The following is a 25,959-nucleotide window of genomic DNA, read 5'->3' on the forward strand; positions in this document are numbered from 1 at the left end:
GACCTCATCCTGAGGAGCCCGCCTAAAGCGGGCGGCTCGAAGGATGGCCGCAGGGAAAGCTCCCAAATGCGATACCACTGCGGTCGGTGGCTCAGCCCTTCGCGGGGCCCGTTCTCTGCATGAAGTCGAAATCGCAGCCCTCGTCGGCCTGCAGGATGGTCTCGTTGAACAGCCAGGCGTAGCCGCGCCGCGCCTCTTCCGGCGCGGCCACCGGCTTCAACGCAGCGCGGCGCCGCTCCAGCTCGGCGGCGTCAACCAAGAGCTCGATGCTGCGCTTGGCCACATCAAGGCGGATCATGTCGCCGTTCTCAACCAGCGCCAGCGGCCCGCCGACGGCGGATTCCGGGGTGATGTGCAGCACGATGGTGCCGAACGCGGTGCCGCTCATGCGCGCATCCGAGATGCGCACCATGTCCTTGATGCCGCCGCGCGCGAGCTTCTTCGGGATCGGCAGATAACCGGCTTCCGGCATGCCCGGCGCGCCCTTCGGGCCGGCGTTGCGCAGCACCAGCACGTCGTCGGCGTTGACGTCGAGATCGGGATCGTCGACCCGCAAGGTCATGTCCTCGACGGATTCGAACACGACGGCGCGCCCGGTGTGCTGCAGCAGCTTCGGGCTGGCGGCGGATTGCTTGATGACCGCGCCGCGCGGGGCGAGATTGCCGTGCAGGATGGCGAGGCCGCCCTCCTTCTTGATCGGATTATCACGCGGACGAATCGCATCCTGGCCTGGCACGTCCTCCGCATTCGCCGCGATCTCCCGCAACGTCTGGCCGCTGATGGTCTTGGCATCGAGGTCGACGAGATCGCCGAGCTGCGCCAGCAGCTTCGGCACGCCACCAGCGTGGTGGAAGTGCTCCATATAATGCTCGCCGGACGGCTTGAGATCGACCAGCACCGGCACCTCGCGACCGATCTGGTCGAACGCTGCGAGATCGAGCCGGTGCGGCGAGCGATGCGCCATCGCGGTCAGATGGATCAAGCCGTTGGTCGAGCCGCCGATCGCCTGCAGCACGACTTGCGCGTTCTTGAACGAGGCCGGCGTCAACACGTCGCTCGGCTTCGGGCCCTTGGCCTTGGCCATCTCCGCGGCAACCTTGCCGCTGGCCTCGGCGAGACGGAAACGCTCGGCATGCGGCGCGGGAATCGTCGCGCTCATCGGCAGCGACAGGCCCATCGCCTCGATCATGCAGGCCATGGTCGAGGCCGTGCCCATCACCATGCAGGTGCCGACCGATGGCGCCAGCCGGCCGTTCACCGCCTCGATCTCGGCATCGTCCATGTCGCCGGCGCGATATTTCGCCCAGAGGCGGCGGCAATCGGTGCAGGCCCCCAGCACCTCGCCCTTGTGATGACCGACCACCATCGGCCCGACGGGGATGACCACGGTCGGCAGATCGGCGCTGATCGCGGCCATCACCTGCGCCGGCAGCGTCTTGTCGCAGCCGCCGATCACGATCACCGCATCCATCGGCTGGGCGCGGATCATCTCCTCGGTGTCCATCGCCATCAGATTGCGCAGGTACATCGAGGTCGGATGCGCAAAGCTCTCCGCGATCGAGATGGTCGGGAACACGAAGGGCATCGCGCCCGACAGCATCACGCCGCGCTTGGCGGCTTCGATGATGTCAGGGACGTTGCCGTGGCAGGGATTGTAGTCGCTATAGGTGTTGGTGATGCCGACGATCGGGCGCTCCAGCGCGTCGTCAGAATAGCCCATGGCCTTGATGAACGCCTTGCGCAGGAACAGCGAGAAACCGGCATCGCCATAGCTCGTCAGACCCTTGCGCAAGCCACTCGTCATCAGGGCGCTCCCTTCAGCTTTTGTCGTGGTGGTAAGGCCAGCGCCCTGATTGTCAATAACTCGACTTGCAGGCCTGACGCTTGGTTTCTGGCACTCCTGAGCACCGCGCGGCATTGCCGCACGGGACGGCGCCGAACGCGCAGGGAATCTCCCGTTTCCAGCCTCTCCAGCGTGGATCGGACCCGACCCGCCGCCCAGCCGAAGTGAATTCCATTGAACGCAACTAAGAATGATTAGCAAGTAGTTGCACGGCCGGCCATTCTGTGGAATTGTTCTTGCGAATGACTTGCAATCGCAGGGGCTTCGCGTGAACCAAGCTCCTTGCGTCGATCAGTGTCCTTGGTTCGCGCGGGTTGGTGGATGTCGTGCTGAGAAAGTTGAGCTTGCGGGGCGCAATAACGGCCGCAATTGTCGTCGCCGGTCATCTGGCGAGTTGCGTCTCCGCCTCTGCCGACGACGGTCCACGCGGCCTCGCCTATGCCTGGCCCGGCTCAGAACCGGCCCCCGGCGTCAGCAAGCTGACGGGAGGTTTGCCGTCGGCTCATTCGGAAATCGACACCGAGCACATCTTCGGTTTCAGCATGGGCTCCGACATCGGCAAGCCCGGCGAAATGGAGATCGAGTTCGAGAATGTCGGCGCATTCGGCAAGCGCTCCGGCACTTACGCAGCCTGGGCCAATCTCAATCAGGTCAAATACACGGTCTCGGACAACTTCCGGATCGCGCCAGGATTTGCACTGACCGGACATCACATCAATGGCGTTCCGGGACTTGCCGATCATCGCGACCTCGCTTTCGGCGGGGTGGCGCTCGAACTGCGCTACAAGCTGCTCGATCGTGCCGTCGCGCCCTTTGGGCTGACTCTCCATGCGCAGCCCGGCTGGAGCCGGATCGACGACGGCAGCGGCATGCACATCGCGCAATATGGCGCAGAATTTGCCGCCCTGTTCGATCGCGAGCTGGTCAAGGACAGGCTGTTCGCCGCCTTCAACGTCTGGTACGGGACCGGCGGAACCCGCGAGACCCTAACCAATCTTTGGCGACACGATTCCGAGATGCAGCTCCAGGCCGCGATCTCGTACGCAGTGCATCCCGACCTCGTGCTCGGCCTCGGCGTACGCTACGCGCGGGCCTATGACGGCGGCGGCCTCGACCGCTTTTTGGGAGACGCAGTCTTTGCTGGCCCAACCTTCTCCTACAACGTCTCGAAGGAGGTCGGCATCTCCGGCACCTGGCAGATGCAGGTTGCCGGCCAGGCGATCGGCGACGTTCGCAGCCTCAACCTCGATCAGTTCGAGCGGCACCAGGCGCTGTTGCGGCTCAACCTGCATTTCTGATGTGCGGGCCCGCAGTTACGCCCGCGGCCTCCGCGGCGCAACGTTGCCGGGACTGTCGGCCAAGCGCGCCCTCAGGCGCGGCCCTGCGAAGTCGAGAAACGCTCGCAGCTTCGCCGGCATGAAGCGGTTGGGCGAGTAGACGAAGCTGACCGGCTGCGGCGGCGGTTGAAAGTCCTGCAGGACCGCAACGAGCTCTCCAGACCTCAGCGCATCCGACGCCAGATAGGAGAACACGACGGTGATCCCGATGCCTGCGCGCGCGGCATCGATGGCCGATTCCAGATTGCTTGCAATGAAGCGCGACCGCACCGGCACTGCATACTCGGTCTGCCCTCGTTTGAATCTCCACGTGCCCGGCGATTGAAGCGGAGGATAGCTGATGCAGTCGTGGGCGGAGACATCATCGGGAGCCTTCGGCGTTCCCCGCAGCTTCAGATAGGACGGGCTGGCGCAGGCGACGCGGTGAATTTCCCCCACGCGCACGGCGATCAGGCCGCTGTCGGCGAGATCGCCGACGCGAAGCGCGACGTCAATGTTCTCGTCCAGAAGGTTAAGCGTCCGGTCCTGCAAGATGAGCTGAACATCCACCTCCGGAAATGCCGCAAGAAACTCGGCAAGGATCGGCTGCAAGCATAGCCGACCGAGCGCGACCAGCGTCGTGATGCTGAGATCGCCACGCGGCGTGGTGTATTCGCCGGAGGCAACGCGCTCGGCTTCGGTGAGGTCGGCGAGAATTCGCTTGGCCGCGGCGATGTAGGAGCGACCGGCGTCCGTTGGGACGAGCGCGCGGCTCGAGCGATGAAACAGCTTGGTCTGGAGGTGCTCCTCGAGCTCCGAAACCTTCCGGCTCACCGTTGCCAACGGCATTTTTTGACGGCGCGCGGCGGCAGACAGGCTGCCCGCCTCCGCCACCGCCAGGACCACCGACATGCTTTCGAGACGATCCATGGGACACTTCCATATTCTGGAAGGAAAGATCCCGATTTTGCCAGATACCCACCATTTCCGGAAGTGCCTATTCCTCTCCGCACCCAATCCGAAGGAGAGACGAAAATGACCCAGACCAGAACAGGCACTGCCCTCATCACCGGAGCTTCGACCGGAATCGGCGCGATCTACGCCGATCGCCTGGCGAAGCGCGGCCACGACCTCATCCTCGTTGCGCGCAACAGGCAGCGGCTCGCATCGCTCGCGCGCAGGCTCGGCAACGAAACTGGCCGCAAGGTGGAAACGGTGGAAGCCGATCTCACATCCCCTGCCGACCTCCGCCGCGTCGAGCAACTCATCAGAACCAACGGCGACATTTCGGTGCTGGTCAACAACGCCGGCGTCGGCGCCTCGGCCCCGCTGATCGATTCCGACATCGACAAGATGGAAGACATGATCCGTCTCAACGTCGGTGCACTGACGCGCCTGACCTACGCAGCGGTGCCCGGATTCATCGCCCGCGGCCACGGCACGATCATCAACATCGCTTCCATCGTCGCGATCGCGCCGGAGCTGCTCAACGGCGTCTACGGCGGCTCGAAAGCTTTCGTGCTCGCATTCACCCAGTCACTCGTTCACGAGCTCGCCGGGAAGGGCATCCGCATTCAGGCCGTGCTGCCGGGCGCCACTGCGACGGAGTTTTGGGACATCGCGGGCACGCCGGTTCACCAGCTTCCGGCAGAGATCGTCATGTCGGCCGACGACCTGGTCGACGCCGCCCTCGCCGGTCTCGACCTCGGCGAAGTCGTGACGATCCCGGCGCTGGCCGACAAGTCGGAGTGGGATCGCCACGAGAGCGCGCGGCTTGCCATGACGAACAAGCTCTCGAGCACTATTCCCGCCCCTCGCTACAACCTGCACACGCACGTGAATGCGTGAGCGAACAACCGGCATCAAACGGAGATCACCATGTCACGCATCATCAGCCAATCGTCCACCTTATCCATCGCCCTGCGCCGCACGATCAGTTGGCGCGAACGTTCTGAACGCCTGCTCGCTTACGCCGAACCGATCAGCCGGATCGGTCTCTACGCCTCGCTCGCAATCATCTACGCCTGGTTCGGCGGGATGAAATTCACCGACTACGAAGCACAGGGACTGGTGCCCCTGGTCGAGAACAGTCCGCTGCTGCGATGGTTCTACACGCTGTTCTCGGTGCGCGGCTTCTCGACCTTTCTCGGCTTCGTCGAACTCAGCATCGGGCTCCTGATCGCGCTCCGCCTGTCCAGCCCGATCTACTCCGCGGCCGGCGGCCTGTTGTCGGCCGGGCTGTTCGTCACCACGCTGAGCTTCATGATCTCGACGCCCGGCGTCGTCGTGCCGGAGCTCGGGGTCCCCGCGATCACGGTCGCTCCGGGTCAGTTCCTGCTGAAGGACGTCGGCCTGCTCGCCGCTTCCTTCTGGGTGTTCACGGACTCGCTGAAGGCTGTCATCCGCAGGTGAGAGCTCACACCACAGCGCAATAACCGAAATCGAAAAAGAGTCCCGCCCTGAAAATACGATTCAACCTCGGCGGGGCTCACGCTGCTCACAATGTTCGTCGTGACAGCAGCGAGAAGGATCTGACCACCGCCGTCCAGCAGAATCATCGTCAAGGAGAGAAACATGAGTAAGCGTCTCGACTATAACCAGATCGCCCCGGCAGGGATCAAGGCGCTCGGCGGCGTCTACGGCTACGTCCTGCAGAGCCGGCTTTCCGCCACGCTGATCGAGCTGGTTTATCTGCGGATCTCTCAGATCAACAATTGCGCCTACTGCCTGGACATGCACACCCGCGACCTGCTCAACAAGGGAGAAAAGGTCGAGAAGATCGCGCTGCTGCAGGCATGGCGCGAGGCCGGCAATCTGTTCGACGAACGCGAACGAGCCGCCCTTGCCTGGGCGGAGACGGTGACACGGGTTGCCGAGACCGGCGTGCCCGACGAGGCATACCAGGCCGCACGCGCTGTGTTCGAAGAACGTGAGCTCGTGGACCTCACGATCGCGATCAGCCTGATGAACGCCTACAACCGCATGGCCATCAGCTTTCGCGCAATGCCGGCGGCTGCCGCCGGCTGATGCGCTCACCGACAACATCCTGCACAATCCGAAAGGACATTCACATGACGAAACGTGGAACCGTGGTTGCGGCGGCGCTGATCGCCGCAATCAGCCTGGCTTCACTCTCGGCACGATCCGAAGAGCCACGACTGGGCGACATCAAGCGCACACATCTCATGAAGGAAGCGCTGAGTGCGCCCGGGCGCGAGGTCATCCAGGTTCGCGTCGACTTTCCTCCGGGCGTCGTTGCCGTCAGGCACAGTCACCCGGGCGAAGAGCTCGTCTATCTGATCGAAGGCGAGCTGGAATATCGGCTCGACGGCAGGCCGCCCGTCATCCTGAAAGCCGGGGACGTGCTGCTCATTCCTCACGGAGTGCATCACGCCGTGAAGAATGTCGGCAGCGGCAACGCCGCGGAGCTTGCGACCTACATTGTCGAGACCGGCAAGCCGCTGTTGACGCTCGGCCGGTGAACGATCTCTACCGCTTATTCCAGTCGATCACACGATCCGGATCAGCGTCGAACTCCATGCTGCAGAACGTGCCGCCCTGGAAATAATCGCCGACCGGATCCGGCTTCAGCTTGGCCTGCTCGGCCATGGCGTGGTCGCGGAACTCTTCGGCGCGGCCGGTGGGGCGATAGCCGAATTCGTAGGCGCGGTGGTTGTCCCACCAGGCGCGCTCGTTGAAGGAGGCGCCGTAGAAGATCTCGAAATGGATGTCGGGATGCTCGAGCCCGATGCGGCAGAGCTGCACGAGATCGTCCGGCTTGAGCCAGATCGAGAGCCGGCGCTTGTCGAGCGGCATGTCGCCGAAATTGCCGATGCGAAGGCAAGTCACCTTCATCCCGTGCTTGTCGGCGTAGAGCGCGCCGACGGCCTCGCCGAACACCTTGCTGACGCCATAGCGGCCGTCGGGGCGCGGGGTGACGTCGGTGCCGATCTTGTGATGGCGCGGATAGAAGCCGACGGCGTGGTTCGACGAGGCGAACACCACGCGCTTGACGCCCTTGCGGTAGGCGGCCTCGAACAGATTGTAGCCGCCGATGATGTTGGCCTGGAGGATCTGATCCCAGGTGCCTTCGACCGAATAGCCGCCGAAATGCAGGATGCCGTCGACGCCCTCACAGATCGCCTCGCATTGCGCGAGATCGGCAAGGTCCGCGGCCTTAAATTTTTCATCGGGGCCGAGATCAGCCGGTGGCTTGATATCGGACAGTAGGAGATCCGGGTAGATCGGCGGCAACAGCTTCCGCAGGCTCGTGCCGATTCCGCCCGAAGCTCCCGTCATCAAAATACGCGGCATGTCGTCCCTCGCCGTTGGTGACCGAATTTGCGATCACGTGTCTCTAATGATAGCAGGATTGTCCAGAGGGAACGAAACGAGAGAACCGGCATGAATGAGGCATCGTCCCACACGGAGGAACGGCCTGGTTGGCGGCCGGCGACCTATTATCCCGATCCCGCGATCAAAGCGCTCGATCCCCGCTTCGAAAAATACTGGCTGAAACTGTCGGCGGTGGAGCGGCTGGCGACCGGCCTGCGCTGGGCCGAGGGGCCGGTGTGGTTCGGCGACGGACGTTATCTGCTGTGCAGCGACATCCCGAACCAGCGCATCCTCAAGTGGGAGGAAGAGACCGGTGCGGTCAGCGTGTTCCGCAAGCCCTCGAATTTTGCCAACGGCAACACGCGAGACCGGCAGGGCCGGCTGATCACCTGCGAGCACGGCGGCCGGCGCGTGGTGCGCACCGAGTATGACGGCAGCATCACCGTGCTGATCGATCAATTCAACGGCAAGCGGTTGAACTCGCCGAACGATGTCGTCGTTAAATCGGACGGCTCGATCTGGTTCACCGACCCGACCTTCGGCCTGCTCGGCAATTACGAGGGCTACAAGGCCGAGCCCGAGATCGATCCGAACGTCTATCGACTCGATCCCGCGACCGGCAAGGCGACGATCGTCGCCGAGGGTGTGCTCGGGCCGAACGGGCTGTGCTTCTCGCCGGACGAGAAGATCCTCTATGTCGTGGAATCGCGGGGCGTTCCGAACCGAAAGATCCTCGCCTATGACGTCTCGCCCGAGGGCACCACGATCTCGAACAAGCGTATCCATATCGATGCCGGGCCGGGCACGCCCGACGGCATGCGCTGCGACATCGACGGCAATCTCTGGTGCGGCTGGGGCATGGGCGATCCCGAGCTCGACGGCGTCGTGGTGTTTGCGCCCGACGGCGTCCTGATCGGCCGCATCGCCCTGCCCGAGCGCTGCGCCAACGTCTGCTTCGGCGGCGTCAAGCGCAACCGCCTGTTCATGGCCGCGAGCCAGTCGATCTACGCGCTTTACGTGAACACGCAAGGTGCTGTGGGGGGATAGACGCGCCGCGAGCACGGTCTCGTAGGGTGGGCAAAGCGAAGCGTGCTCACCATCTCTCGTTCGTCGCGCGATGGTGGGCACGTCGCGCAAAGAGCGCGCCTTTGCCCACCCTACGAGATCTTTCCTCGGAATGCGAAACTCTCTGGCGCATTCCGGGGCGCGCCTGTTCGGCGCGAACCCGGAATCCATTGTGCGACGGAGTTTGTGGAGGAATGGATTCCGGGCTCGTCGCTTCGCGACGCCCCGGAATGACAGGACAGCGCTAAAAAACGCCGGAGGGGTTGCCCGCTCCGGCGCTTCGTTTGTTCAGACGGAAGAACTTACGCCGCGTTGAAGCCGGCGACCGCCTTCACTTCGAGGAAGTCCTCGAGGCCGAACTTGCCCCACTCGCGGCCGTTACCGGACTGCTTGTAGCCGCCGAACGGCGCGGTGCGGTCGTTGGGCACGCCCTGCAGGTTGACGTTGCCGGCGCGGATCTGGCGGCCGACGCGCTTGGCGTCCTCGACCGTCGCACCCGTGACGTAGCCGGCGAGGCCATACGGCGTATCGTTGGCGATCTTGACCGCGTCGGCCTCGTCCTTGGCGCCGATGATGGTCAGCACCGGCCCGAAGATCTCTTCGCGCGCGATCGTCATGTCAGGCGTGACGTCGGCGAAGATGGTCGGACGGACATAGAAGCCCTTGTTGACGCCTTCGGGCAGGCCAGGACCGCCGGCGACGAGCGTTGCGCCCTCGTCGATGCCCTTCTTGATCAGGCCCTGGATCTTGTCCCACTGGCCGCGATTGACGACCGGGCCGATGGTGGTGCCTTCGGCGCGGGGATCGCCCGCCTTGGTCTTGTCGGCGACGGCCTTCGCGATCGCGGCGACTTCCTTCATCTTCGACAGCGGCACGATCATGCGCGAGGGCGCGTTGCAGGACTGGCCGGAATTGTTGAACATGTGCATCACGCCGCCGGTCACCGCCTTCGTGAGGTCGGCGCCTTCGAGGATGACGTTCGGCGACTTGCCGCCGAGTTCCTGGCTGACGCGCTTCACCGTGGGCGCGGCGCGCTTCGCGACGTCGATGCCGGCGCGGGTCGAGCCGGTGAAGGAGATCATGTCGATGTCGGGGTGCTCGCTCATGGCGGCGCCGACCTCGGGGCCGAGGCCGTTGACGAGGTTGAACACGCCCTTGGGCACGCCGGCTTCATGGAGGATTTCCGCGAAGATCAGCGCCGAGGTCGGCGTGAACTCGCTGGGCTTCAGGATCATGGTGCAGCCGGCGGCGAGCGCGGGCGCGACTTTGCAGGCGATCTGGTTCAGCGGCCAGTTCCAGGGCGTGATCATGCCGACCACGCCGATCGGCTCGCGCAGCACCATGGCGGTGCCGACCGGCTCCTCGAAATGATAGTTCTTGAGCACGTCGAGCGTGGTCATGAGATGGCCGAGGCCGGCGCCGGCCTGCAGCTTCTCCGCCATCGGCAGCGGTGCGCCCATCTCGTCGGAGACGGCGGCGCCGATCTCCTTGAGGCGGCCCTTATAGACCTCGATGACCTTGCTGAGCAGCGCGACGCGCTCCTCGCGGCTGGTCTGGGAGAAGGTCGCGAAAGCGCGCTTGGCGGCGGCAACCGCCTTGTCGACGTCGGCCTTGGAGCCGAGCGCAACCTCGTACATCGCCTCTTCCGTCGCCGGATTGATCACGGCGGTGGACTTCTTGACGGCGGGGTCGACCCAGGCGCCGTCGATGTAGAATTGCATGCGATTGACCATCGTTAACCTCTTCTTGGGGGCTTGGAGGGGGCGTTTCGGCAGGCATCCTTGCACGAAAGCGCCGGCAATTGAACCCGCCATATGCGGGGCCAGCGTTGCGGCGAGCGGAGGTTATATGAGCCGATGGCGGGAACGAGGCAAGGTGGACGACGGCGTCATTCCGGGGCGCGCATTAGCGCGAACCCGGAATCTCCAGATTCTGGGTTCGATGCTTCGCGTCGCCCCGGAATGACGAGGCAGTTACCTCCGCTACACCGCCATCTTCCGATGCAGCACCGGCGCGCCGGTGGTGAGGCTTTCGGCCGCATCGATGATGGCGTTGGCGTCGATGCCATAGTGCCGATAAAGGTCCGCGATGCTGCCGGTCTGGCCGAACTGCTCGACACCGAGCGCCTCGGCGCGATGGCCACGGACGCTGCCGAGCCAGCCGAGCGCAGACGGATGGCCGTCAATCACGGTCACGATGCCGCAGTCGCGCGGCAGCGGCGCGAGCAGCTTTTCGATGTGGCTGAGATGCTGCACGCCGCGGCGGTCGCGCCGCAATTTCCGCGCGGCGGTCCACCCCGAATGCAGACGGTCGGCCGAAGTGATCGCGAGCAGGCCGACGTCACGGCGGCTCTCGCCGATGAAGCCGGTCGCCTCGATCGCTTCGGGCGCGACCGCGCCGGTATAGGCGATCACGACCTCGGCATTCGGGCCCGGCTTGCGCAGCCAATAGGCGCCGTCGGTGATGCCCTGTCGCAGCTCCGGTGTCATGATCCGCTGCGCCTGCTCGATGGCGCGTGTGGAGAGGCGCAAATAGACCGAACCGCCCTCGCCCGGTTCGCGCTGCATGTGCTCGAAGCCGAAAGCCATGATCACGGCGAGCTCGTCGACGAAGGCCGGCTCGAACGAGGCCAGGCCGTCCTGCGCCATGCCGATCAAGGGCGTTGCGATCGACTGATGCGCGCCGCCTTCGGGCGCGAGCGTGATGCCGGACGGCGTCGCCGCCACCATGAAGCGCGCGTCCTGGTAGCAGGCGTAGTTCAGCGCATCGAGGCCGCGCTCGATGAAAGGATCGTAGAGCGTGCCGACCGGCAAGAGCCGCTCGCCGTTGATCTGGTGCGACAGGCCGAGCGCCGAGAGCATGATGAACAGGTTCATCTCGGCGATGCCGAGCTCCAGATGCTGGCCCTTTGGCGAAGCGTCCCAATTGTAGGTCGAGGGAATTTTCTCGCTGCGGAACAAGTCCGCCTTCTCGGCCCGCGCGAACAGGCCGCGGCGGTTGACCCAGGGGCCGAGATTGGTGGAGACGGTGACGTCCGGCGAGGTCGTGACGATGCGCCTGGCGAGCTCGCTGTCGCTGCGCGCGATCTCGTTCAGCACGAGGCCAAAGCCCTGCTGGGTCGACATCTGCGGCGACGGCTTGAAGGCGAGCTGTTGCGGCACCTCGACGACGGGCGCCGTGAGCCGGCGGCCATCCTGATTGAACGGCACCCGCGCGAGGAAGGCCTCGAGCTCGGCCGCATCCTGCGGCAGCCCTTCGAACTTGTCCCATTCGTGGCCCGGCCGGATGTTCTGGCTGTCGCGATATTTCTCCATCTGCGCGACCGTCATCAGGCCGGCGTGATTGTCCTTGTGGCCCTGGAAAGGCAAGCCGACGCCCTTGATCGTGTAGGCGATGAAGCAGACGGGGCGGTCGTGGTCGATGGAATCGAACGCCTCCAGCACGCTCGCCATGTCGAGGCCGCCAAGGTTCGACATCAGCGCCAGCAGCTCCTCGTCGCTGCGCTTGTCGATCAGCTTTGTAATCGGGCCCTGGTCGCCGATCTCGTCATGGAGGTGTTTTCGGAAGGCCGCGCCGCCCTGGAAGCACAGCGCCGCGTAGAGCGCATTCGGGCAATTGTCGATCCACGTCTTCAGCGCCTCGCCGCCGGGCTCGGCGAAGGCCTCGCGCATCAGGCGGCCGTATTTCACGATGACGACGTCCCAGCCGAAATTGCGGAACATGGTCTCGAACTTTTCCCAAAGACCTTCGCGCACAACGGCATCGAGCGACTGCCTGTTATAGTCGACCACCCACCAGGTGTTGCGCAGGCCGTGCTTCCAGCCCTCCGCGAGCGCCTCGAAGATGTTGCCTTCGTCCATCTCGGCGTCGCCGACGAGCGCGATCATCCGCCCCTCGCGGCGATCCTTCATCCAGCCATGCGCCTTGACGTAATCCTGCACCAGCGAAGAGAACAGCGTCTGCGCGACGCCGAGGCCGACCGAGCCGGTGGAGAAGTCGACGTCGTCGACGTCCTTGGTGCGCGAGGGATAGGACTGCGCGCCCTTGAAGCCGCGAAAGTTCTCCAGCTTCTCGCGGCTCTGCCGGCCAAACAAATACTGGATGGCGTGGAACACCGGGCTCGCATGCGGCTTCACCGCGACGCGATCTTCCGGCCTCAGCACGTGGAAGTACAGCGCCGACATGATGGTGGCGAGCGAGGCGGACGAGGCCTGGTGGCCGCCGACCTTGAGGCCATCCGCATTGGAGCGGATGTGATTGGCGTGGTGGATGGTCCAGGACGACAGCCACAGCGCCTTGCGGCTGAGGGCGGTCAGGATGTCAAGACGGGCGGGGTCAACGGGCATGGCGATGCTCCGGGAAATATGCACCGATCATACGCCTGCGCGGTGCGTCAAACTTCTCAATTTTTCGCGCCATCCCCGCCGATATTGGGATACTTTACCAACGTAGCGGACAAAATGCAGGTTTCATCCCAATGCCCGAGCTCGACGCCATCGACCGCAAGATCCTCAGCCACCTTCAGAACGACAGCCGCCTGACCATGCAGGAGCTCGCCGACAAGGTCGGGCTCTCGGTCTCTCCCTGCCATCGCCGGGTCAAGCTCCTGGAGGAGCGCGGCGTCATCTCGCGCTATGTCGCGACCGTCGACCAGAAGGCGCTGGGACTGCATGTCAGCGTGTTCATCTCGATCAAGCTGGCACGGCAGAAGGAGGAGGATCTCAACCGCTTTGCCCGCGCCATCTCGAAATGGGACGAGGTGCTGGAATGCTATCTGATGACCGGGAACCGCGATTATCTGCTCCGCGTCGTCGCCGCCGACCTCGCCTCCTACGAGACGTTCCTGAAGACCAAGCTGACCCGGCTCGACGGCATTGCCTCGATCGAATCGAGCTTTGCGCTGAGCCAAGTGAAATATTCGATCGCGCTGCCGGTGTAACCAAGCGTCCGCCGGATTGCATGTTGTCACATGGGCGCAACAAACCCCGCCGATGGTCGTTGTGCTGGTATCCGAGCCGAGAGAAGAGCCCATGACCGCAGCCGATCGCAAATCCGAGATCTCCAAGCGCGAGCGCATCATCCAGGAAATGGCCGACGATCTCGACGAGGAACTCGAGATGGAGATGGATGATACCCGTCTCGACGAGCTCCTCGACGAGACCGGAACCCTGAGGCCGATGGTCGATCGCAGGCTCTATTTCCGGGAACTGCTTCGCCTCCAGGGCGAGTTGATCAAGCTCCAGGACTGGGTGCAGAGCGAGAGGAAGAAGGTCGTGGTGCTGTTCGAGGGCCGCGACGCCGCCGGCAAGGGCGGCGTGATCAAGCGCATCACGCAACGGCTCAATCCGCGTATCTGCCGCGTCGCGGCGCTCCCCGCGCCGAACGAGCGCGAGCGTACGCAATGGTATTTCCAGCGCTACGTCGCGCACCTGCCGGCCGGCGGCGAGATCGTGCTATTCGACCGAAGCTGGTACAACCGCGCCGGCGTCGAGCGCGTGATGGGCTTCTGCTCGGAGGCGGAGTACCAGGAGTTCTTCAAGACCGTGCCGGAATTCGAGCGCATGCTGATCCGATCCGGCATCATCCTGGTCAAGTACTGGTTTTCGATTACCGACGACGAGCAGCAATTCCGCTTCACCATGCGCATCAAGGATCCCCTGAAGCAGTGGAAGCTGAGCCCGATGGACGTCGAGTCCCGCAGTCGCTGGGAGGCGTACACCAAGGCCAAGGAGACGATGCTGGAGCACACGCATCTGCCGGATAGCCCGTGGTGGATCGTCGATGCCGTGGACAAGAAGCGCGCCCGGCTCAACTGCATCGCACACCTATTGACTCAGATCCCGTACCAGGAGGTCGTGCGGGCTCCGGTAACGCTGCCGCCGCGCGTGCGACATCCCGACTATCAGCGAGGCCCGGTCCCGCCAGAGATGTACGTGCCGGCGAAATACTGACACTCCTACCGCCACGGCTGCACGATGATCTTGGTGTGGGCTTCGGGGTTGGCGAGATCGGCAAAGGCCTTGGCGACGCCGTCGAGGCCGACTTCGGCGGTGACCATCGCGGCCGCGTCCACCTGCCCTTCGGCGATCAGGCGCAGCGACGCAGCAAACTCCTCCGGGGTGTAGCCGAGCACGTATTGGACGTTGAGCTCCTTCATGATGCCGAGCATGGGCTCGCTTCTGTCGCTCTCCATGCAGACGCCGACCACGACGATGCGCGCATCGCGCGGGGCACCCTCGAACACCTGTTGCAACAGGCCGGGCACGCCGACGCATTCGAAGATGATCGCGGGCTTTAGCGCGGGCAGCATGGCCTGGAACGGCGGCCGCGCCGCCTTCTCGGCCTCCGACATCTGCGCGTGCTCGGCCCAGGTCGCGTAAGGCTGCGACGTGCGGGGATCGACGACGATGTCGGCACCGAGTTTTGCGGCGAGCGCACGCCGCGCCGGCGAATAGTCGGCCGCGACGATCGGATGCAGCCGTTTGAGCTTCAGCGCGGCGATCACCGCGAGTCCGACCGGGCCGCAGCCGATCACGAGCGGCACCTCGCCGCCACGGATATTGGCTTTGGCGACGGCATGAACGCCGACGGCGAGCGGCTCGGTCAGCGCGGCATGCTCCGGCGCGAGGCCGTTGGGCACTTCGAGCAGCAGCGCTTCGCTCAGCAGCATCGCCTCGGCATAGCCACCGACATTGTCGTTGGAATAGCCGATCCCTTCGATGCCCTGCGGCGTCACCAGCGCGGGAAGCGAGCAGACCTGGGTTCCCGGCTTCAGCTTGCGCGATGTGCCGGGGCCGTAATCGACGATCTCGCAGCAGAACTCGTGGCCGAACACGACGTCGCGGCTGAGGTCCATCGGCTTGCGCCCGGTCTTCCGCGCCATCTCCACCATGCGATGGGCGTGCTGGCGCGCGTGCAGATCGGAGCCGCAGATGCCGCAGGCGAGCGTCTTGACCAGAACCTGACCTGGGCCCGGCGTCGGCTCGGCCATCCGGCCAACGACAATCTCACCGTTCCTGAAAATCGCGGCGCGCATCCGGCTCCTCCCCTTTGGAGCGAGTGATAGCACGAAGCAGGACGTGCAAACTTGCGTCAGGGGTTCGGGGACCGCTCTTCCAGCACCAGCAGCTGGGCGCGGCGCACCCGCTCGCGATGGGCGATATAAAGACCGCTGGCGACGATGAAGGCGGCGCCGACGACCGTCCAGATATCCGGGACCTCGCCGAAGATGAAGAAGCCCAGAATGCTGACCCAGAGCAACTGCGTATAGGAGAACGGCGCCAGCACCGAGGCATCGCCGTAGCGATAGGCCAGCACGATGATCCACTGGCCCACGGTCGAGGCGACGCCGATCACGATGCCCAGCCCGATCGCGGTCCAGCTCGGCGTGACCCAGACGAACGGCACCATGACGCTGAGGATCGCAACGCCGGTCAGCGCGGAATAGGCCATGGTGGTGAGCACCGCTTCGCGACCGCTCATCATCCGCGTCAGGATCAGCGCGGCGGCCCAGCAGAACGCCGAGATGATCGGGAAGAATGCGGCGGCATGGAACGCGCTCGTGCCGGGCCTCAGGATGATCAGAACGCCCGTCAAGCCGATCGCGGTCGCGATCCAGCGCCGCATGCCGACCTTCTCGCTCAGGAAGATGATCGACAGTGCGGTGACGAATAGCGGCGAGACGAAGCCGGTGGCGGAGGCTTCGGCGATGGGCAGAAATGCAAGGCCGGTGATGAAGAACAGCGACGAGCCGAGGAGTGCGGCGCCGCGCATCAATTGCAGACCGAGCCGCTCGGTGCGCATCGCATGCAGTGGCGAGCCCGGCAGCATCACGGGCGTGAATAGCAGCGCGAACGTGACGAAGCGGATCCAGGTGATCTCGATCGAAGGCAGGCTGGTCGACAGATATTTCGCGGTGACGTCGGAGCAGCCGAGGAAGATCGTCGAGAGCAACACCAGCGCAATGCCCTTGAAGGGATGATCGACGCGCGCAGGCGCGCGGCGAGCCTGCTGCTTCTTCTCCGGAACGGGCATGGGAATACTGTCGAGCCTTGCGGCTGCGGCGGGCGGCGGTGTCACAGCTGGAACCCGGGCAAAATGCGAATCGAGAACAGCCGTAAAAAACGACATCTGCTCCGCATTCACAACTTCCGAAAACAGGATGCCGATATGCGCGAGCCGCCGCGCGCGTCGATGCTCCGTTAATCTTGCCCGTTGTGCACTACAGCATGGGCAGGCCGCGCGGCTTCGGCCCGCGCGGAAACACCGCGTCGAGCGCCGCAATCTCGTCCTTCGTCAGCACGAGGTCGCCTGCCGCCGCATTCTCGCCGGCATGTTCCGCAGACGAGGCCTTCGGAATGGCGAACACCGTAGTCGCACGGGTGAGAAAGCTCAGCGCAACTTGACGCGGCGTCGCACGTCGCGCCTCCGCGATGCGCGCCAGCACGGCGCCGCCCTTGCTGCTGCCTGCGGGGAAATCGTCGTGGCCGAAAGGGGAGTAGGCAACGACGGCAACATTATGCCGTTCACACCACGGGATCACCGCATGCTCGATCGCGCGTTCTTTCAGGTGGTAGAGCACCTGGTTGCAGGCGATCCGCCCCTCGCCGGAGACGTCGAGAATCTCATCGAGATCGTCGGCATCGAAATTGGAGACGCCCCAGGACTTGATCTTGCCTGATTGCACCAGCTCCTCGAACGCAGCGACGGTGTCCTCCAGCGGATAGGAGCCGCGCCAGTGCAACAGATAACAGTCGAGCCGGTCGGTCTTCAGCCGCTTCAGCGAGCGCTCGCAGGCGGTGATGGTGCCGCGGCGCGAGGCGTTGCTGGGCAGCACTTTCGAAACGAGGAACACTTCATCGCGCCGGCCTGCGATCGCATCCGCAATGACGAGCTCGGCATCGCCGTACATCTCGGCGGTGTCGATGTGGGTCATGCCAAGATCGAGCCCGCGCTGCAGCGCCGCGATCGCGCGCTTGCGGTCGCCGTGGTCGAGATACCAGGTGCCCTGCCCGATGACGGAGACGCTGGCGCCGATCTTGCCGAAGGGTTTCTTGTTCATGGTCGCTCCGATCTCCGCTGTTATTTTTCCCTCTCCCCGTTCTTACGGGGCCGCGACGAGCTTCGCTCGCGCTGAGAGGGTCGGGGTGAGGGGCTGCTTCCGCAAACTCGATAACAAAGAGGCTCGCGGAGGCCCCCCTCACCCGCCGCGCTTTGCGCGTCGGCCTCTCCCCGCAAGCGGGGAGAGGCGAAGAGTCCGCGCTACAATCCCCCGATATCCGCCACCAGCACGCTGCCGGTCGCGGACTCCGTGATATAGAGCCGATCCTTGTTTTCGCCACCGATCGCGACATTGGTGCAGTTCGGTCCCGCGCACGATTTGATGCGCGCGATCAGTTCCCCGTTCGGCGCGAACACGAAGGCGTGGCCGAGCGAGGGGTGGCCGACGAACAGGCGGCCCTTGGCATCCATGGTCAAGCCGTCGGGGCCGCTGGTGCCGAACAGCGAGCAGAAGCGGCCGACCTTGGACACGCTGCCGTCCTTCATGAACGGCAGCCGCCACACCGCGTTGTCGCGCGTCATCGCAACGAACAGCACGGTTTCGGTTGGGTCGAGCACCAGGCCGTTCGGACTGATGCCGGTGTCGAGCAGGCAGTCGAGCCGGCCGTTCGATGCCAGCCGATAAACCCGCCCGCTCGGATCATGCAGCCCGGTCTGGCCCTGATCGGTGAAGTAGATATCGCCGTTGGAGGCGAGATGCAGATCGTTGCAGCCGCGGAACGATTCCGAATTGCGCCCGGTCAGGACCGGCTTGACGCGGCCGGCTGCGGCATCGAGCTCCATGATGCCATGCCTGTAGTCGGCGACCAGGATGCGTCCGTCGGCTGCGATCTTCAGCCCGTTCGGCCAGCCCTCATATTCGATCACGAGCGACCATTCGCCGTCGGGCGCAATCCGGAAGATGCGGCCGAACGGAATGTCGACGATATAGAGATTACCGTCCTTGTCGAATGACGGCCCCTCGATGAAGCTCTCGGTCGGTATGTTCGGCCGGTTGGCGTCGGCCCAATCGGTTCGCACGCCCTTGCGGCGAAACTTGTCGGGCATGGCGGTGAACAGCCTGGTCTCGATCAGGCGCGGCGGCGTTTCCAGGTACATCATGGTTGTTGTGGATGTTGAAAGGAGCGCGGCACCATACGGCACATTAGCCGGCGCGTCGATTGGGGTGGTCCACATTGCAATGGTGCGGGCGCTGCGTAGGGTGGGTTAGCCCCGGGGGCTGCGCGAAGCGCAGTCCCTTGGCGTAACCCACCTCTTTCGCTTCCGCATTGACGAAGAGTGGTGGGTTACGCTGCGCTAACCCACCCTACGAGACCTATCCCGCCGCGCTCGCGACCTTCGCCTGCTGTGCAGGCACTTCCGTCATCGCAATCAGGCGTTTCAGCTCGGGGATGCAGGAGCCGCAATTGGTGCCGGCCTTGAGCTTGGCGCCGATGTCGGCGGCGGTGCGCGCGCCGCTGGCGATGCTGTCGCAGATGGTGCCGCGGCCGACGCCGAAGCAGGCGCAGACGATGGGGCCGGTCGAGGCCGCGCCTTCGCTTGACCTGCCCGACAGCAGCATGCGGCGCTGCTCGTCGCTGACCTGATCGGCCGCGAACAGACTCTTCACCACCTCCCAGTCGCCGGCATCATGCGCGGGGCCGACGAACAGGCAGGTCTCGATGCGATCGCCTACGAACGAAGCTGCGCGAAAAACCCCGCCGCCGAAATCGCGATATTCGGCAACGTCCTCGCCGGCGACGCTCTCGAGCCAGGCGGGCCAGCGGGCGAGATCCGCGTTGTCGGCGAAAAGATAGCCGAAGCCGCCGCTGACGGTCACGCGCGTCCACAACAGGTTCTGCGGCAGATCGAGCGGCTTGCGCGACAATGCAAAGCCGCGGAAGACAAATTCGTAAGGCGCGATCGCGGCCGGCGTCGCCTTGGCTTCCGGCTGCCCCGAGAACGGATCGGTGAACGGTGCGACCATCGCCCCGACGCGGCCGTGCGAGGCGTTCATCGCGCTCCAGTGGATCGGCACGAACAGCGTGCCGCGCTGCTGCCACTCGCTGACGACGACTTTCAGGATGCACTGGCCGTAATCGGTGGTGATGCGGGCATAGCCGTCATGGACGATGCCGTATTTGCCGGCGTCGTCGGGATGGATCTCGACGAAAGGCTCGGGCAGATGCGCGCCCAGGCGCTGGCTCAGGCCGGTGCGCGTCATGGTGTGCCACTGGTCGCGGATGCGCCCGGTGTTCAGCCTTAAGGGGCGCGACGGACCGGTCTCGCCGCGCAGCGCCGGCACCTCCGGCGCAACGAAGCGGCCCTTGCCGTCATTGGTGAAGAAGCCGCCAGCAGCGAAGAAGCGCTCGCCGGGCACCCCGCCTTCGCGCGCCGGCCATTGCACCGGCTTCAAACCATCGAAGGCTTCGTCCGACAGCGAGGTCAGCGCGCCGATGTCGAAATCGCGGCTGCCATTGTTCTCGAATGCCGAGAGCGCGGCATGCTCTCGGAAGATATCGGCGGCCGATTTGTAGTTGAAGCTGTCGCCGAAGCCGAGGCGCTTTGCGGTCTCACTCAGGATCCACCAGTCGGGACGCGCTTCCCCCGGCGCCGGCAGGAACGCGCGCTGGCGCGAGATGCGCCGCTCCGAATTGGTCACCGTGCCCGACTTCTCGCCCCAGGCCAGCGCCGGCAGGAGCACGTGCGGGCCGGCCGCGACGGTGTCGTTGGAGAGCACGTTCTCGGACACCACGAACAGCTCGAGCTTCTTCAGGGCATCGCGCACCATGTCGGCATCGGGCAGCGACACCGCGGGGTTGGTGCCCATCACCCAGAGCGCCTTGACCTCGCCGCGGTTGATCGCCTCGAACAGCTGCACCGCTTTCAGCCCCTCATGGGTGGCGATGCGCGGCGCCTTCCAGAACCGTCTGACGCGATCGATGTCGGGCGGCGTGAAGCCCATATGGGCGGCGAGCATGTTGGCGAGGCCGCCGACCTCGCGGCCGCCCATCGCGTTGGGCTGGCCGGTCAGCGAGAACGGCGAGGCGCCCGGCTTGCCGATGCGGCCCGTGGCGAGATGGCAGTTCAGGATGGCGTTGACCTTGTCGGTGCCCTGCGCCGACTGGTTGACCCCTTGCGAATACAGCGTGACGACCTTCTCGGTGTCGCGGAACATCCTGAAGAAGGCGGCGACGTCCTGCTCGGAGAGGCCCGTGGCGAGCGCGGTCGCAGTGACGCTGCCGGCGATGCTGCGCGCGCGCGCCAGCGCATCATCGAAGCCAGACGTGTTCTGCGCGATGTAATCCCGGTCCAGCACGCCATTGTCGGCGAGATGCACGAACAGGCCGGAGAACAGCGCGGTGTCGGTGCCGGGCCTGAGGCCGAGGAACAGGTCGACATCGCCGGCGGTGTCGGTGCGGCGCGGATCGATCACGATCATGCGGGCGCCGCGCTCCTGCCTGTTCTTCAGCATGCGCTGGAACAGCACCGGATGACACCAGGCCGCGTTCGAGCCGACGAAGACGAGCAGATCGGCCTGGTCGAGATCCTCATAGCAGCCAGGCACCGTGTCGGCGCCGAAAGCGCGGCGATGGCCCGCAACCGAGGACGACATGCAGAGCCGGGAATTGGTGTCGACATTGGCGGTGCCGACAAACCCCTTCATCAGCTTGTTGGCAACGTAATAGTCCTCGGTCAGCAGCTGACCGGAGAGATAGAACGCGACCGCGTCGGCGCCGTCGCGCGCGACGATGTGCTGCATGCGGTGGGCGACGTGGTCCAGCGCATCGCTCCAGGCGACCCGCTCCAGCACGCCCTTGCAGCGGATCATCGGATAGAGCAGCCGCCCTTCCAGGCCGACGGTCTCGCCGAGCGCGGAGCCCTTCGAGCACAGCCGGCCGAAATTGGCGGGATGATCGGGGTCGCCCGCGATCGCCGCGCCGCCCTTGCCGTCGGGCGTCGCCAGGACGCCGCAGCCGACGCCGCAATAGGGGCAGGTGGTCTTGGTGGTGCGGAGATTTGGATCGATCGCCGTCATATCACGCCGCTTTCGAAGGCTGCGCCAGCGCGCGGCCGAACATCATGTCGGTGCGGATCGAAGCGACCTTGTCGCGATTGCGGATCAGCTCGAGGTACCAGAGCGCATCGATCGTATCGCCGATCAGCACCGCCCCGGTGAGCCGACCGTCGGCGATGACGAGCTTCTTGTAAGTGCCGCGCCTGCGATCCGACAGCACGAGGCTCTCGCTGCCCTCCCCGCCCATGAAGTCGCCGGCGGAGAACACGCTGACGCCGGAGACCTTCAGATTGGTCGAGACCACGCTGCCCTGATAGGCGGCGGGCCGGCCGGCCAGATGCCGCGCCAGCACGCGCGCCTGCTCGTAGGCGGGCTCGACCAAGCCATAGCAGGTGCCGCGATGCTCGGCACATTCGCCGAGCGCAAAGATGTCGGACGCGGAGGTCTGCATCACGTCGTTGACGACGACGCCGCGGTTGACCGCGATCCCCGCCTCTTTCGCCAGCGCGACGTTCGGCTTGATGCCGGCGGCGAAGATCACCGCATCGGCCTCGATGCGGCTGCCATCGGCGAGCTCGACGGCCTGGACTTGGCCCTCGCCGTGGATGCGGGCCGTCGCGGCATTGAGCATGACGCGGATACCCTTGCGCTCGACCAGCGTCTTGAGCAGGTCGGCCGCGGGCGCGTCGAGCTGACGCTCCATCAGTCGATCCATCAGATGCAGCAGCGTCACGGGCGCGCCGACCTTGGCGAGACCGTAGGCCGCTTCCAGCCCGAGCAGGCCGCCGCCGACCACGACGACGCGCTTCCTGGCCGCGGCCAGTGTCAGCAGCAGGTCGACGTCGCGGGTGTCGCGAAACGTGTGCACGCCGGCAAGATCGGCGCCTGGCACGTTGAGCCGCAGCGGCGTCGATCCCGTGGCGAGCACGAGCTTGGAATATTCCATGCTCTCCTCGCCCGCGATCTTGAGCTCACGGCGGCCGACATCGATCTCGCTGACGCGATAGCCGTAGCGCACCGTGACGCCGCGGTCTCGCCACCAACCGGCCGGCCGCAGCTCGATCTCGTGCGAGCCGGTCTCGCCCGCCAGCACGGAGGAGAGGAGCACGCGATTGTAAGCGAGCCGCGGCTCTTCGCCGATCACGGCGACCGCATAGCGGCCGAGCGCGGTCTTGGCGAGCTCGTCGACCAGACGCGCGGCCGCCATACCGTTACCGACGATGACCAGCGGTTCACTCACAACGCATCTCCTATTCGGCGGCCTGCGCTTGCGCGCCGTAGGCCTCGGACATCATGTAGCCGGACAGCACGCCATAGGCGTCGGTCCAGGCTGCGGCGAGTTCAGGCGTCCAGGCTTCGCCAAGGCCCTTCTCGAGGGTCCACAGCAAGGTGGCGCCGACCACGGGGTAGTGCTCGGCCTTGGCGCCATAATCGACGTGACGCTTGGCGAGCGCGGAGGCCGCGGGAAGAATCGATTCCAGGTTCGACAAGCCGCCGACTACGGCGGCGAGCATGCCCATCAGCTTCTTGCGCTGCTCGGTCATGTCCTCGGGAAACATCGCGCGCACGGACGGCGCCACCTCGAACAGGCGGTCGTAGAACAGCACCGCGGCGGCTTCCGAAATCGGGGCGACCTTGGCGAAGCTCTGCTGAATGAGAGTAATCTGCTCGGGCCTCATAATGTTCTCCTGTCTGTTTCGGTCTGCCTTCGTCCGCGCCATTGCGGACAAAGTTCATGGATCAAACGTCATCAGAGAGACTTCTCCCCGCGGACGGGGAGAAGCGACATTCGTGCCAGTTTGTCGTGCTCACACACGCGCCTCGGCGAGGCTTGGCGCGCCTTCGCCCTGCGGGCTGCGACGCAGGTAGAACCACCAGGTCAGAGCGAGGCAGGAGGCGTAGAAGGCGAGATAGACCACGAGCGCGAGCTGCGGCCCGCCGGTCATGGCGATCGACTTGCCGAAGCCGCTCGGGATCAGATAGCCGCCGACGGCACCGACCGCGCCGATGAAGCCGACCGCCGCGCCGCTCTCGATGCTCGCGGTCTTCAGGGCAGCGCTGCGTGCCGCATCGCCCTTGCCGCGCACCTTGAACAGGTTCTCCTCGCGGAAGATCGAGGGGATCATGCGGTAGGTCGAGCCGTTGCCGATGCCCGTCGTCACGAACAGGATCAGGAACATCGACAGGAAGCCGATGAAATCCTTGTGCCCCACGAAGTAGAGCGCGCCGACCGTGGCGCCCGCCATCACAATGAAGTTCCAGAAGGTGATGATGGAGCCGCCGACCCGGTCTGCGAGCCAGCCGCCGAGCGGACGCGACAGCGAGCCGACCAGCGGGCCGAGGAAGGCGATCGAGATCGTCACGGTGGGGAATTGCGTCTTCAGCAGCAGCGGAAACGCCGCCGAATAGCCGATGAAGGACCCGAACGTGCCGATATAGAGATACGCCATGATCCAGGTGTGCTTGCGCTTGACGATCGCGAGCTGGTTCTTCACCGACGATTTCGCCGTGGTGAGATTGTTCATGAAGAACACCGCGCCGAACACCGCGATTGCGATCGGCAGCACCCACATCAGGCCGGCATTCTGCAGGAAGATGCCGTCGACGGGCGTCGCCTGATATAGGTTGAAGACGGCGAGCGTCATCAGGATCGGGGTCAGGAGCTGCACGCTGGAGACACCGATATTGCCGCCGGCCGCGTTGAGGCCGAGCGCCCATCCCTTCATCCGGTCGGGAAAGAAGAAGGAGATGTTGGTCATGCTGGAGGCGAAATTGCCGCCGCCGAGACCCGCGGTCGAGGCGACCAGCAGCATGAGCCAGAACGGCGTGTCGGGCTGGCTGACGAAATAGGCGAGCGACAAGGTCGGGATGAACAGGATCGCCGCGCTGAAGATGGTCCAGTTGCGGCCGCCGAACGTCGTCACCGCGAAAGTATAGGGAAAGCGCATGAAGGCGCCGATCAGGCCCGGCACGGCGACGAGCTGGAACAGCTGGTCGGTGGTGTAGTGGAAGCCGGCCTGCGGCAGCTTGGTGGTGACGATGCTCCAGATCAGCCAGACCGAGAAGCCGATATGTTCGGCGACGATGGACCAGATCAGATTGCGCCGCGCGATCGACTTGCCGGTATTGTTCCAGAACGCCTCATCCTCGGGGCGCCAGTCTGAAATCCAGCTGGAGTTCAGGGTCGGATTCTTCGTCATTGCGTATCCCTTCCAGGCTCACCGCTGCGTCGTTGCAGGCTCTGCCTCCGGTCACGGAGGCGCGCTCCGAGGCTTCACCCCCGGTGGCGAGATCACGATGCTGATTGATGATGTTGAGGGACGTCGTCGTTGGCGTCGCGCAAAGACACTTCAATTTCCGTGCCAGTTGCGCGCACGCAGGAAACACAGGGATTTCAGGATGTTATTCGTATTGCCCGAATTGTTTGCAGGGCTTTTCCGCACGCAAAATTTGCGTTTCGCTCAATCCCTGTGCGACGCACAAGGATTGAGCTTGATGTCGATTAATTGGGCGCGGGCAGATCTCGCGTGAACGCGTGACTTACGCGGCTTCGACGAAGCGATGACGCTCGTAGAGGAATTCGAGCACGCGCTGGCGACACTTCAGATATGTGGCGTTGGTCGCGAGGTCGAGCCGCTTGCGCGGCCGCGCCAGCGGCACTTCCAGCACCTCGCCGATGCGCGCGCTCGGTCCGTTGGTCATCATCACGATGCGGTCGGACAACAGCACGGCCTCATCGACGTCGTGGGTAATCATCAGGATGGTGTTGCCGAGCTTCTGATGCAGCGCCATCACCGAGTCCTGCAAGTGGGCGCGGGTCAGCGCGTCGAGCGCGCCGAACGGCTCGTCGAGCAGCAGCACCTTCGGCTCCATGGCCAGCGCCCGCGCGATGCCGACGCGCTGCTTCATGCCGCCAGAGATCTCCGATGGACGCTTGTCCCTGGCATGGGCCATCTGCACGAGGTTGAGATTGTGCATCACCCAGGCGTCGCGCTCGGCACGGGACTTGGTCTTGGCGAAGACCTTGTCGACGCCGAGCCTGACGTTTTCATAGACGGTCAGCCACGGCAGCAGGCTGTGGTTCTGGAACACCACGGCGCGATCCGGCCCCGGCGAGTTCACCTCGCGGTTTTCCAGCAGCACGCCCCCCATCGTGGCGCCGGTCAGCCCTGCGATGATGTTGAGCAGGGTCGACTTGCCGCAGCCGGAATGGCCGATGATCGAGACGTATTCGCCTTTCTCGATCGTCAGATTGATGTCCTTGAGCACCTCCGTGGTGGCGGTGCCGCGGGTGAAGACCTTGTCGATGTGGTCGAGTTTCAGGTAGGCGGTCATGTCCCCTC

Annotated in this window: 22 protein-coding genes; 8 read left to right on the forward strand and 14 right to left on the reverse strand. The window is 64.7% G+C overall.

The window, feature by feature from the left end:
* Positions 1–91 precede the first annotated feature (91 nt).
* Positions 92–1,804 carry an IlvD/Edd family dehydratase gene (locus tag I6F31_RS01035; RefSeq protein ID WP_057027028.1) on the reverse strand — a complete coding sequence of 571 codons (1,713 nt, stop codon included), beginning with the start codon at positions 1,802–1,804 and terminating at the stop codon, positions 92–94.
* Positions 1,805–2,169: 365 nt separating this feature from the next.
* On the opposite strand from I6F31_RS01035, the gene I6F31_RS01040 reads away from it, so the two are divergent.
* Positions 2,170–3,141: a hypothetical protein gene (locus I6F31_RS01040; RefSeq protein WP_225184545.1), complete on the forward strand. Its 972-nt coding sequence runs from the start codon at positions 2,170–2,172 to the stop codon at positions 3,139–3,141.
* 15 nt (positions 3,142–3,156) lie between these two features.
* Here the strand turns inward: I6F31_RS01040 and I6F31_RS01045 are convergent, their stop codons facing one another.
* Positions 3,157–4,287, reverse strand: a complete 1,131-nt coding sequence (locus I6F31_RS01045) for a LysR family transcriptional regulator (protein ID WP_345944069.1) — start codon at positions 4,285–4,287, stop codon at positions 3,157–3,159.
* Here I6F31_RS01045 and I6F31_RS01050 point away from each other — a divergent pair.
* The 4 genes from I6F31_RS01050 to I6F31_RS01065 all read left to right on the forward strand — a co-directional run bounded on the left by I6F31_RS01050 (position 4,195) and on the right by I6F31_RS01065 (position 6,641).
* Positions 4,195–5,007 (forward strand): SDR family oxidoreductase, encoded by an 813-nt coding sequence (locus I6F31_RS01050; protein WP_036004628.1) that lies wholly within the window; start codon positions 4,195–4,197, stop codon positions 5,005–5,007. The two genes, I6F31_RS01045 and I6F31_RS01050, sit on opposite strands and share 93 nt — an antisense overlap.
* A 30-nt stretch (positions 5,008–5,037) precedes the next feature.
* The gene (locus I6F31_RS01055; protein WP_225146120.1) at positions 5,038–5,571 is read left to right on the forward strand and encodes a DUF417 family protein; all 534 of its coding nucleotides are present in this window, start codon (positions 5,038–5,040) and stop codon (positions 5,569–5,571) included.
* Between the two features lie 162 nt (positions 5,572–5,733).
* Positions 5,734–6,186, forward strand: coding sequence for a carboxymuconolactone decarboxylase family protein (locus I6F31_RS01060; RefSeq protein WP_036025851.1), 453 nt, complete (start codon positions 5,734–5,736; stop codon positions 6,184–6,186).
* A gap of 44 nt (positions 6,187–6,230) precedes the next feature.
* Positions 6,231–6,641 carry a cupin domain-containing protein gene (locus tag I6F31_RS01065; RefSeq protein WP_036025852.1) on the forward strand — a complete coding sequence of 137 codons (411 nt, stop codon included), beginning with the start codon at positions 6,231–6,233 and terminating at the stop codon, positions 6,639–6,641.
* Positions 6,642–6,648: 7 nt separating this feature from the next.
* On the opposite strand, the gene I6F31_RS01070 is transcribed toward I6F31_RS01065, so the two are convergent.
* Complete coding sequence (locus I6F31_RS01070; RefSeq protein WP_036025853.1) at positions 6,649–7,473, reverse strand: NAD(P)-dependent oxidoreductase; 825 nt, start codon at positions 7,471–7,473, stop codon at positions 6,649–6,651.
* Between the two features lie 90 nt (positions 7,474–7,563).
* Here I6F31_RS01070 and I6F31_RS01075 point away from each other — a divergent pair, with 90 nt between their 5' ends.
* Positions 7,564–8,541 carry an SMP-30/gluconolactonase/LRE family protein gene (locus tag I6F31_RS01075; protein ID WP_036025854.1) on the forward strand — a complete coding sequence of 326 codons (978 nt, stop codon included), beginning with the start codon at positions 7,564–7,566 and terminating at the stop codon, positions 8,539–8,541.
* 320 nt (positions 8,542–8,861) lie between these two features.
* Here I6F31_RS01075 and I6F31_RS01080 read toward each other — a convergent pair whose 3' ends face one another.
* Complete coding sequence (locus I6F31_RS01080) at positions 8,862–10,292, reverse strand: aldehyde dehydrogenase family protein (protein ID WP_036025855.1); 1,431 nt, start codon at positions 10,290–10,292, stop codon at positions 8,862–8,864.
* Between the two features lie 249 nt (positions 10,293–10,541).
* Entirely contained in the window at positions 10,542–12,905 is a 2,364-nt protein-coding gene (locus I6F31_RS01085; RefSeq protein WP_036025856.1) for a transketolase, read from the reverse strand.
* Between the two features lie 131 nt (positions 12,906–13,036).
* Between I6F31_RS01085 and I6F31_RS01090 the strand changes: the two genes are divergently transcribed.
* Entirely contained in the window at positions 13,037–13,498 is a 462-nt protein-coding gene (locus tag I6F31_RS01090; protein ID WP_027571162.1) for an Lrp/AsnC family transcriptional regulator, read from the forward strand.
* A 91-nt stretch (positions 13,499–13,589) separates the two neighbouring features.
* On the forward strand, positions 13,590–14,510 hold the full coding sequence (gene ppk2 / locus I6F31_RS01095) for a polyphosphate kinase 2 (protein ID WP_036025906.1): 921 nt from the start codon (positions 13,590–13,592) through the stop codon (positions 14,508–14,510).
* A gap of 5 nt (positions 14,511–14,515) precedes the next feature.
* Here ppk2 and I6F31_RS01100 read toward each other — a convergent pair whose 3' ends face one another.
* From I6F31_RS01100 to I6F31_RS01140, 9 genes are all read right to left on the reverse strand, one after another.
* Positions 14,516–15,595, reverse strand: a complete 1,080-nt coding sequence (locus tag I6F31_RS01100; protein WP_036025860.1) for a zinc-binding dehydrogenase — start codon at positions 15,593–15,595, stop codon at positions 14,516–14,518.
* A gap of 56 nt (positions 15,596–15,651) precedes the next feature.
* On the reverse strand, positions 15,652–16,593 hold the full coding sequence (locus tag I6F31_RS01105) for a DMT family transporter (protein WP_057027221.1): 942 nt from the start codon (positions 16,591–16,593) through the stop codon (positions 15,652–15,654).
* 187 nt (positions 16,594–16,780) lie between these two features.
* Complete coding sequence (locus I6F31_RS01110) at positions 16,781–17,620, reverse strand: aldo/keto reductase (protein WP_225143717.1); 840 nt, start codon at positions 17,618–17,620, stop codon at positions 16,781–16,783.
* A 200-nt stretch (positions 17,621–17,820) separates the two neighbouring features.
* Positions 17,821–18,717, reverse strand: coding sequence for an SMP-30/gluconolactonase/LRE family protein (locus I6F31_RS01115; protein ID WP_225134242.1), 897 nt, complete (start codon positions 18,715–18,717; stop codon positions 17,821–17,823).
* A 217-nt stretch (positions 18,718–18,934) separates the two neighbouring features.
* Positions 18,935–21,637: a nitrate reductase gene (locus tag I6F31_RS01120; protein WP_225184546.1), complete on the reverse strand. Its 2,703-nt coding sequence runs from the start codon at positions 21,635–21,637 to the stop codon at positions 18,935–18,937.
* A 1-nt stretch (position 21,638) separates the two neighbouring features.
* Positions 21,639–22,856: an FAD-dependent oxidoreductase gene (locus I6F31_RS01125; protein ID WP_225184547.1), complete on the reverse strand. Its 1,218-nt coding sequence runs from the start codon at positions 22,854–22,856 to the stop codon at positions 21,639–21,641.
* A gap of 10 nt (positions 22,857–22,866) precedes the next feature.
* On the reverse strand, positions 22,867–23,295 hold the full coding sequence (locus tag I6F31_RS01130; protein WP_225184548.1) for a globin family protein: 429 nt from the start codon (positions 23,293–23,295) through the stop codon (positions 22,867–22,869).
* A gap of 129 nt (positions 23,296–23,424) precedes the next feature.
* Complete coding sequence (locus I6F31_RS01135) at positions 23,425–24,816, reverse strand: MFS transporter (protein WP_036025866.1); 1,392 nt, start codon at positions 24,814–24,816, stop codon at positions 23,425–23,427.
* Between the two features lie 340 nt (positions 24,817–25,156).
* A complete protein-coding gene (locus I6F31_RS01140; RefSeq protein WP_036004558.1) occupies positions 25,157–25,951 on the reverse strand; it encodes an ABC transporter ATP-binding protein in 795 nt (264 codons plus the stop codon).
* Positions 25,952–25,959 lie beyond the last annotated feature (8 nt).

This window comes from Bradyrhizobium sp. NBAIM01, assembly GCF_020194115.1.
In the GTDB taxonomy this organism is placed as follows: domain Bacteria; phylum Pseudomonadota; class Alphaproteobacteria; order Rhizobiales; family Xanthobacteraceae; genus Bradyrhizobium; species Bradyrhizobium yuanmingense.

Excerpts from the sequence above, each read along its gene's own strand:
- I6F31_RS01075 (WP_036025854.1), top strand. The coding sequence starts at position 7,564 with ATGAATGAGGCATCGTCCCACACGGAGGAACGGCCTGGTTGGCGGCCG.
- I6F31_RS01065 (WP_036025852.1), top strand. The coding sequence starts at position 6,231 with ATGACGAAACGTGGAACCGTGGTTGCGGCGGCGCTGATCGCCGCAATC.
- I6F31_RS01120 (WP_225184546.1), bottom strand. The coding sequence starts at position 21,637 with ATGACGGCGATCGATCCAAATCTCCGCACCACCAAGACCACCTGCCCC.
- I6F31_RS01035 (WP_057027028.1), bottom strand. The coding sequence starts at position 1,804 with ATGACGAGTGGCTTGCGCAAGGGTCTGACGAGCTATGGCGATGCCGGT.
- I6F31_RS01060 (WP_036025851.1), top strand. The coding sequence starts at position 5,734 with ATGAGTAAGCGTCTCGACTATAACCAGATCGCCCCGGCAGGGATCAAG.
- I6F31_RS01110 (WP_225143717.1), bottom strand. The coding sequence starts at position 17,620 with ATGAACAAGAAACCCTTCGGCAAGATCGGCGCCAGCGTCTCCGTCATC.
- I6F31_RS01080 (WP_036025855.1), bottom strand. The coding sequence starts at position 10,292 with ATGGTCAATCGCATGCAATTCTACATCGACGGCGCCTGGGTCGACCCC.
- I6F31_RS01070 (WP_036025853.1), bottom strand. The coding sequence starts at position 7,473 with ATGCCGCGTATTTTGATGACGGGAGCTTCGGGCGGAATCGGCACGAGC.
- I6F31_RS01085 (WP_036025856.1), bottom strand. The coding sequence starts at position 12,905 with ATGCCCGTTGACCCCGCCCGTCTTGACATCCTGACCGCCCTCAGCCGC.
- I6F31_RS01135 (WP_036025866.1), bottom strand. The coding sequence starts at position 24,816 with ATGACGAAGAATCCGACCCTGAACTCCAGCTGGATTTCAGACTGGCGC.
- I6F31_RS01115 (WP_225134242.1), bottom strand. The coding sequence starts at position 18,717 with ATGTACCTGGAAACGCCGCCGCGCCTGATCGAGACCAGGCTGTTCACC.
- I6F31_RS01090 (WP_027571162.1), top strand. The coding sequence starts at position 13,037 with ATGCCCGAGCTCGACGCCATCGACCGCAAGATCCTCAGCCACCTTCAG.
- I6F31_RS01055 (WP_225146120.1), top strand. The coding sequence starts at position 5,038 with ATGTCACGCATCATCAGCCAATCGTCCACCTTATCCATCGCCCTGCGC.
- I6F31_RS01130 (WP_225184548.1), bottom strand. The coding sequence starts at position 23,295 with ATGAGGCCCGAGCAGATTACTCTCATTCAGCAGAGCTTCGCCAAGGTC.
- I6F31_RS01105 (WP_057027221.1), bottom strand. The coding sequence starts at position 16,593 with ATGCCCGTTCCGGAGAAGAAGCAGCAGGCTCGCCGCGCGCCTGCGCGC.
- I6F31_RS01140 (WP_036004558.1), bottom strand. The coding sequence starts at position 25,951 with ATGACCGCCTACCTGAAACTCGACCACATCGACAAGGTCTTCACCCGC.
- I6F31_RS01100 (WP_036025860.1), bottom strand. The coding sequence starts at position 15,595 with ATGCGCGCCGCGATTTTCAGGAACGGTGAGATTGTCGTTGGCCGGATG.
- I6F31_RS01050 (WP_036004628.1), top strand. The coding sequence starts at position 4,195 with ATGACCCAGACCAGAACAGGCACTGCCCTCATCACCGGAGCTTCGACC.
- ppk2 (WP_036025906.1), top strand. The coding sequence starts at position 13,590 with ATGACCGCAGCCGATCGCAAATCCGAGATCTCCAAGCGCGAGCGCATC.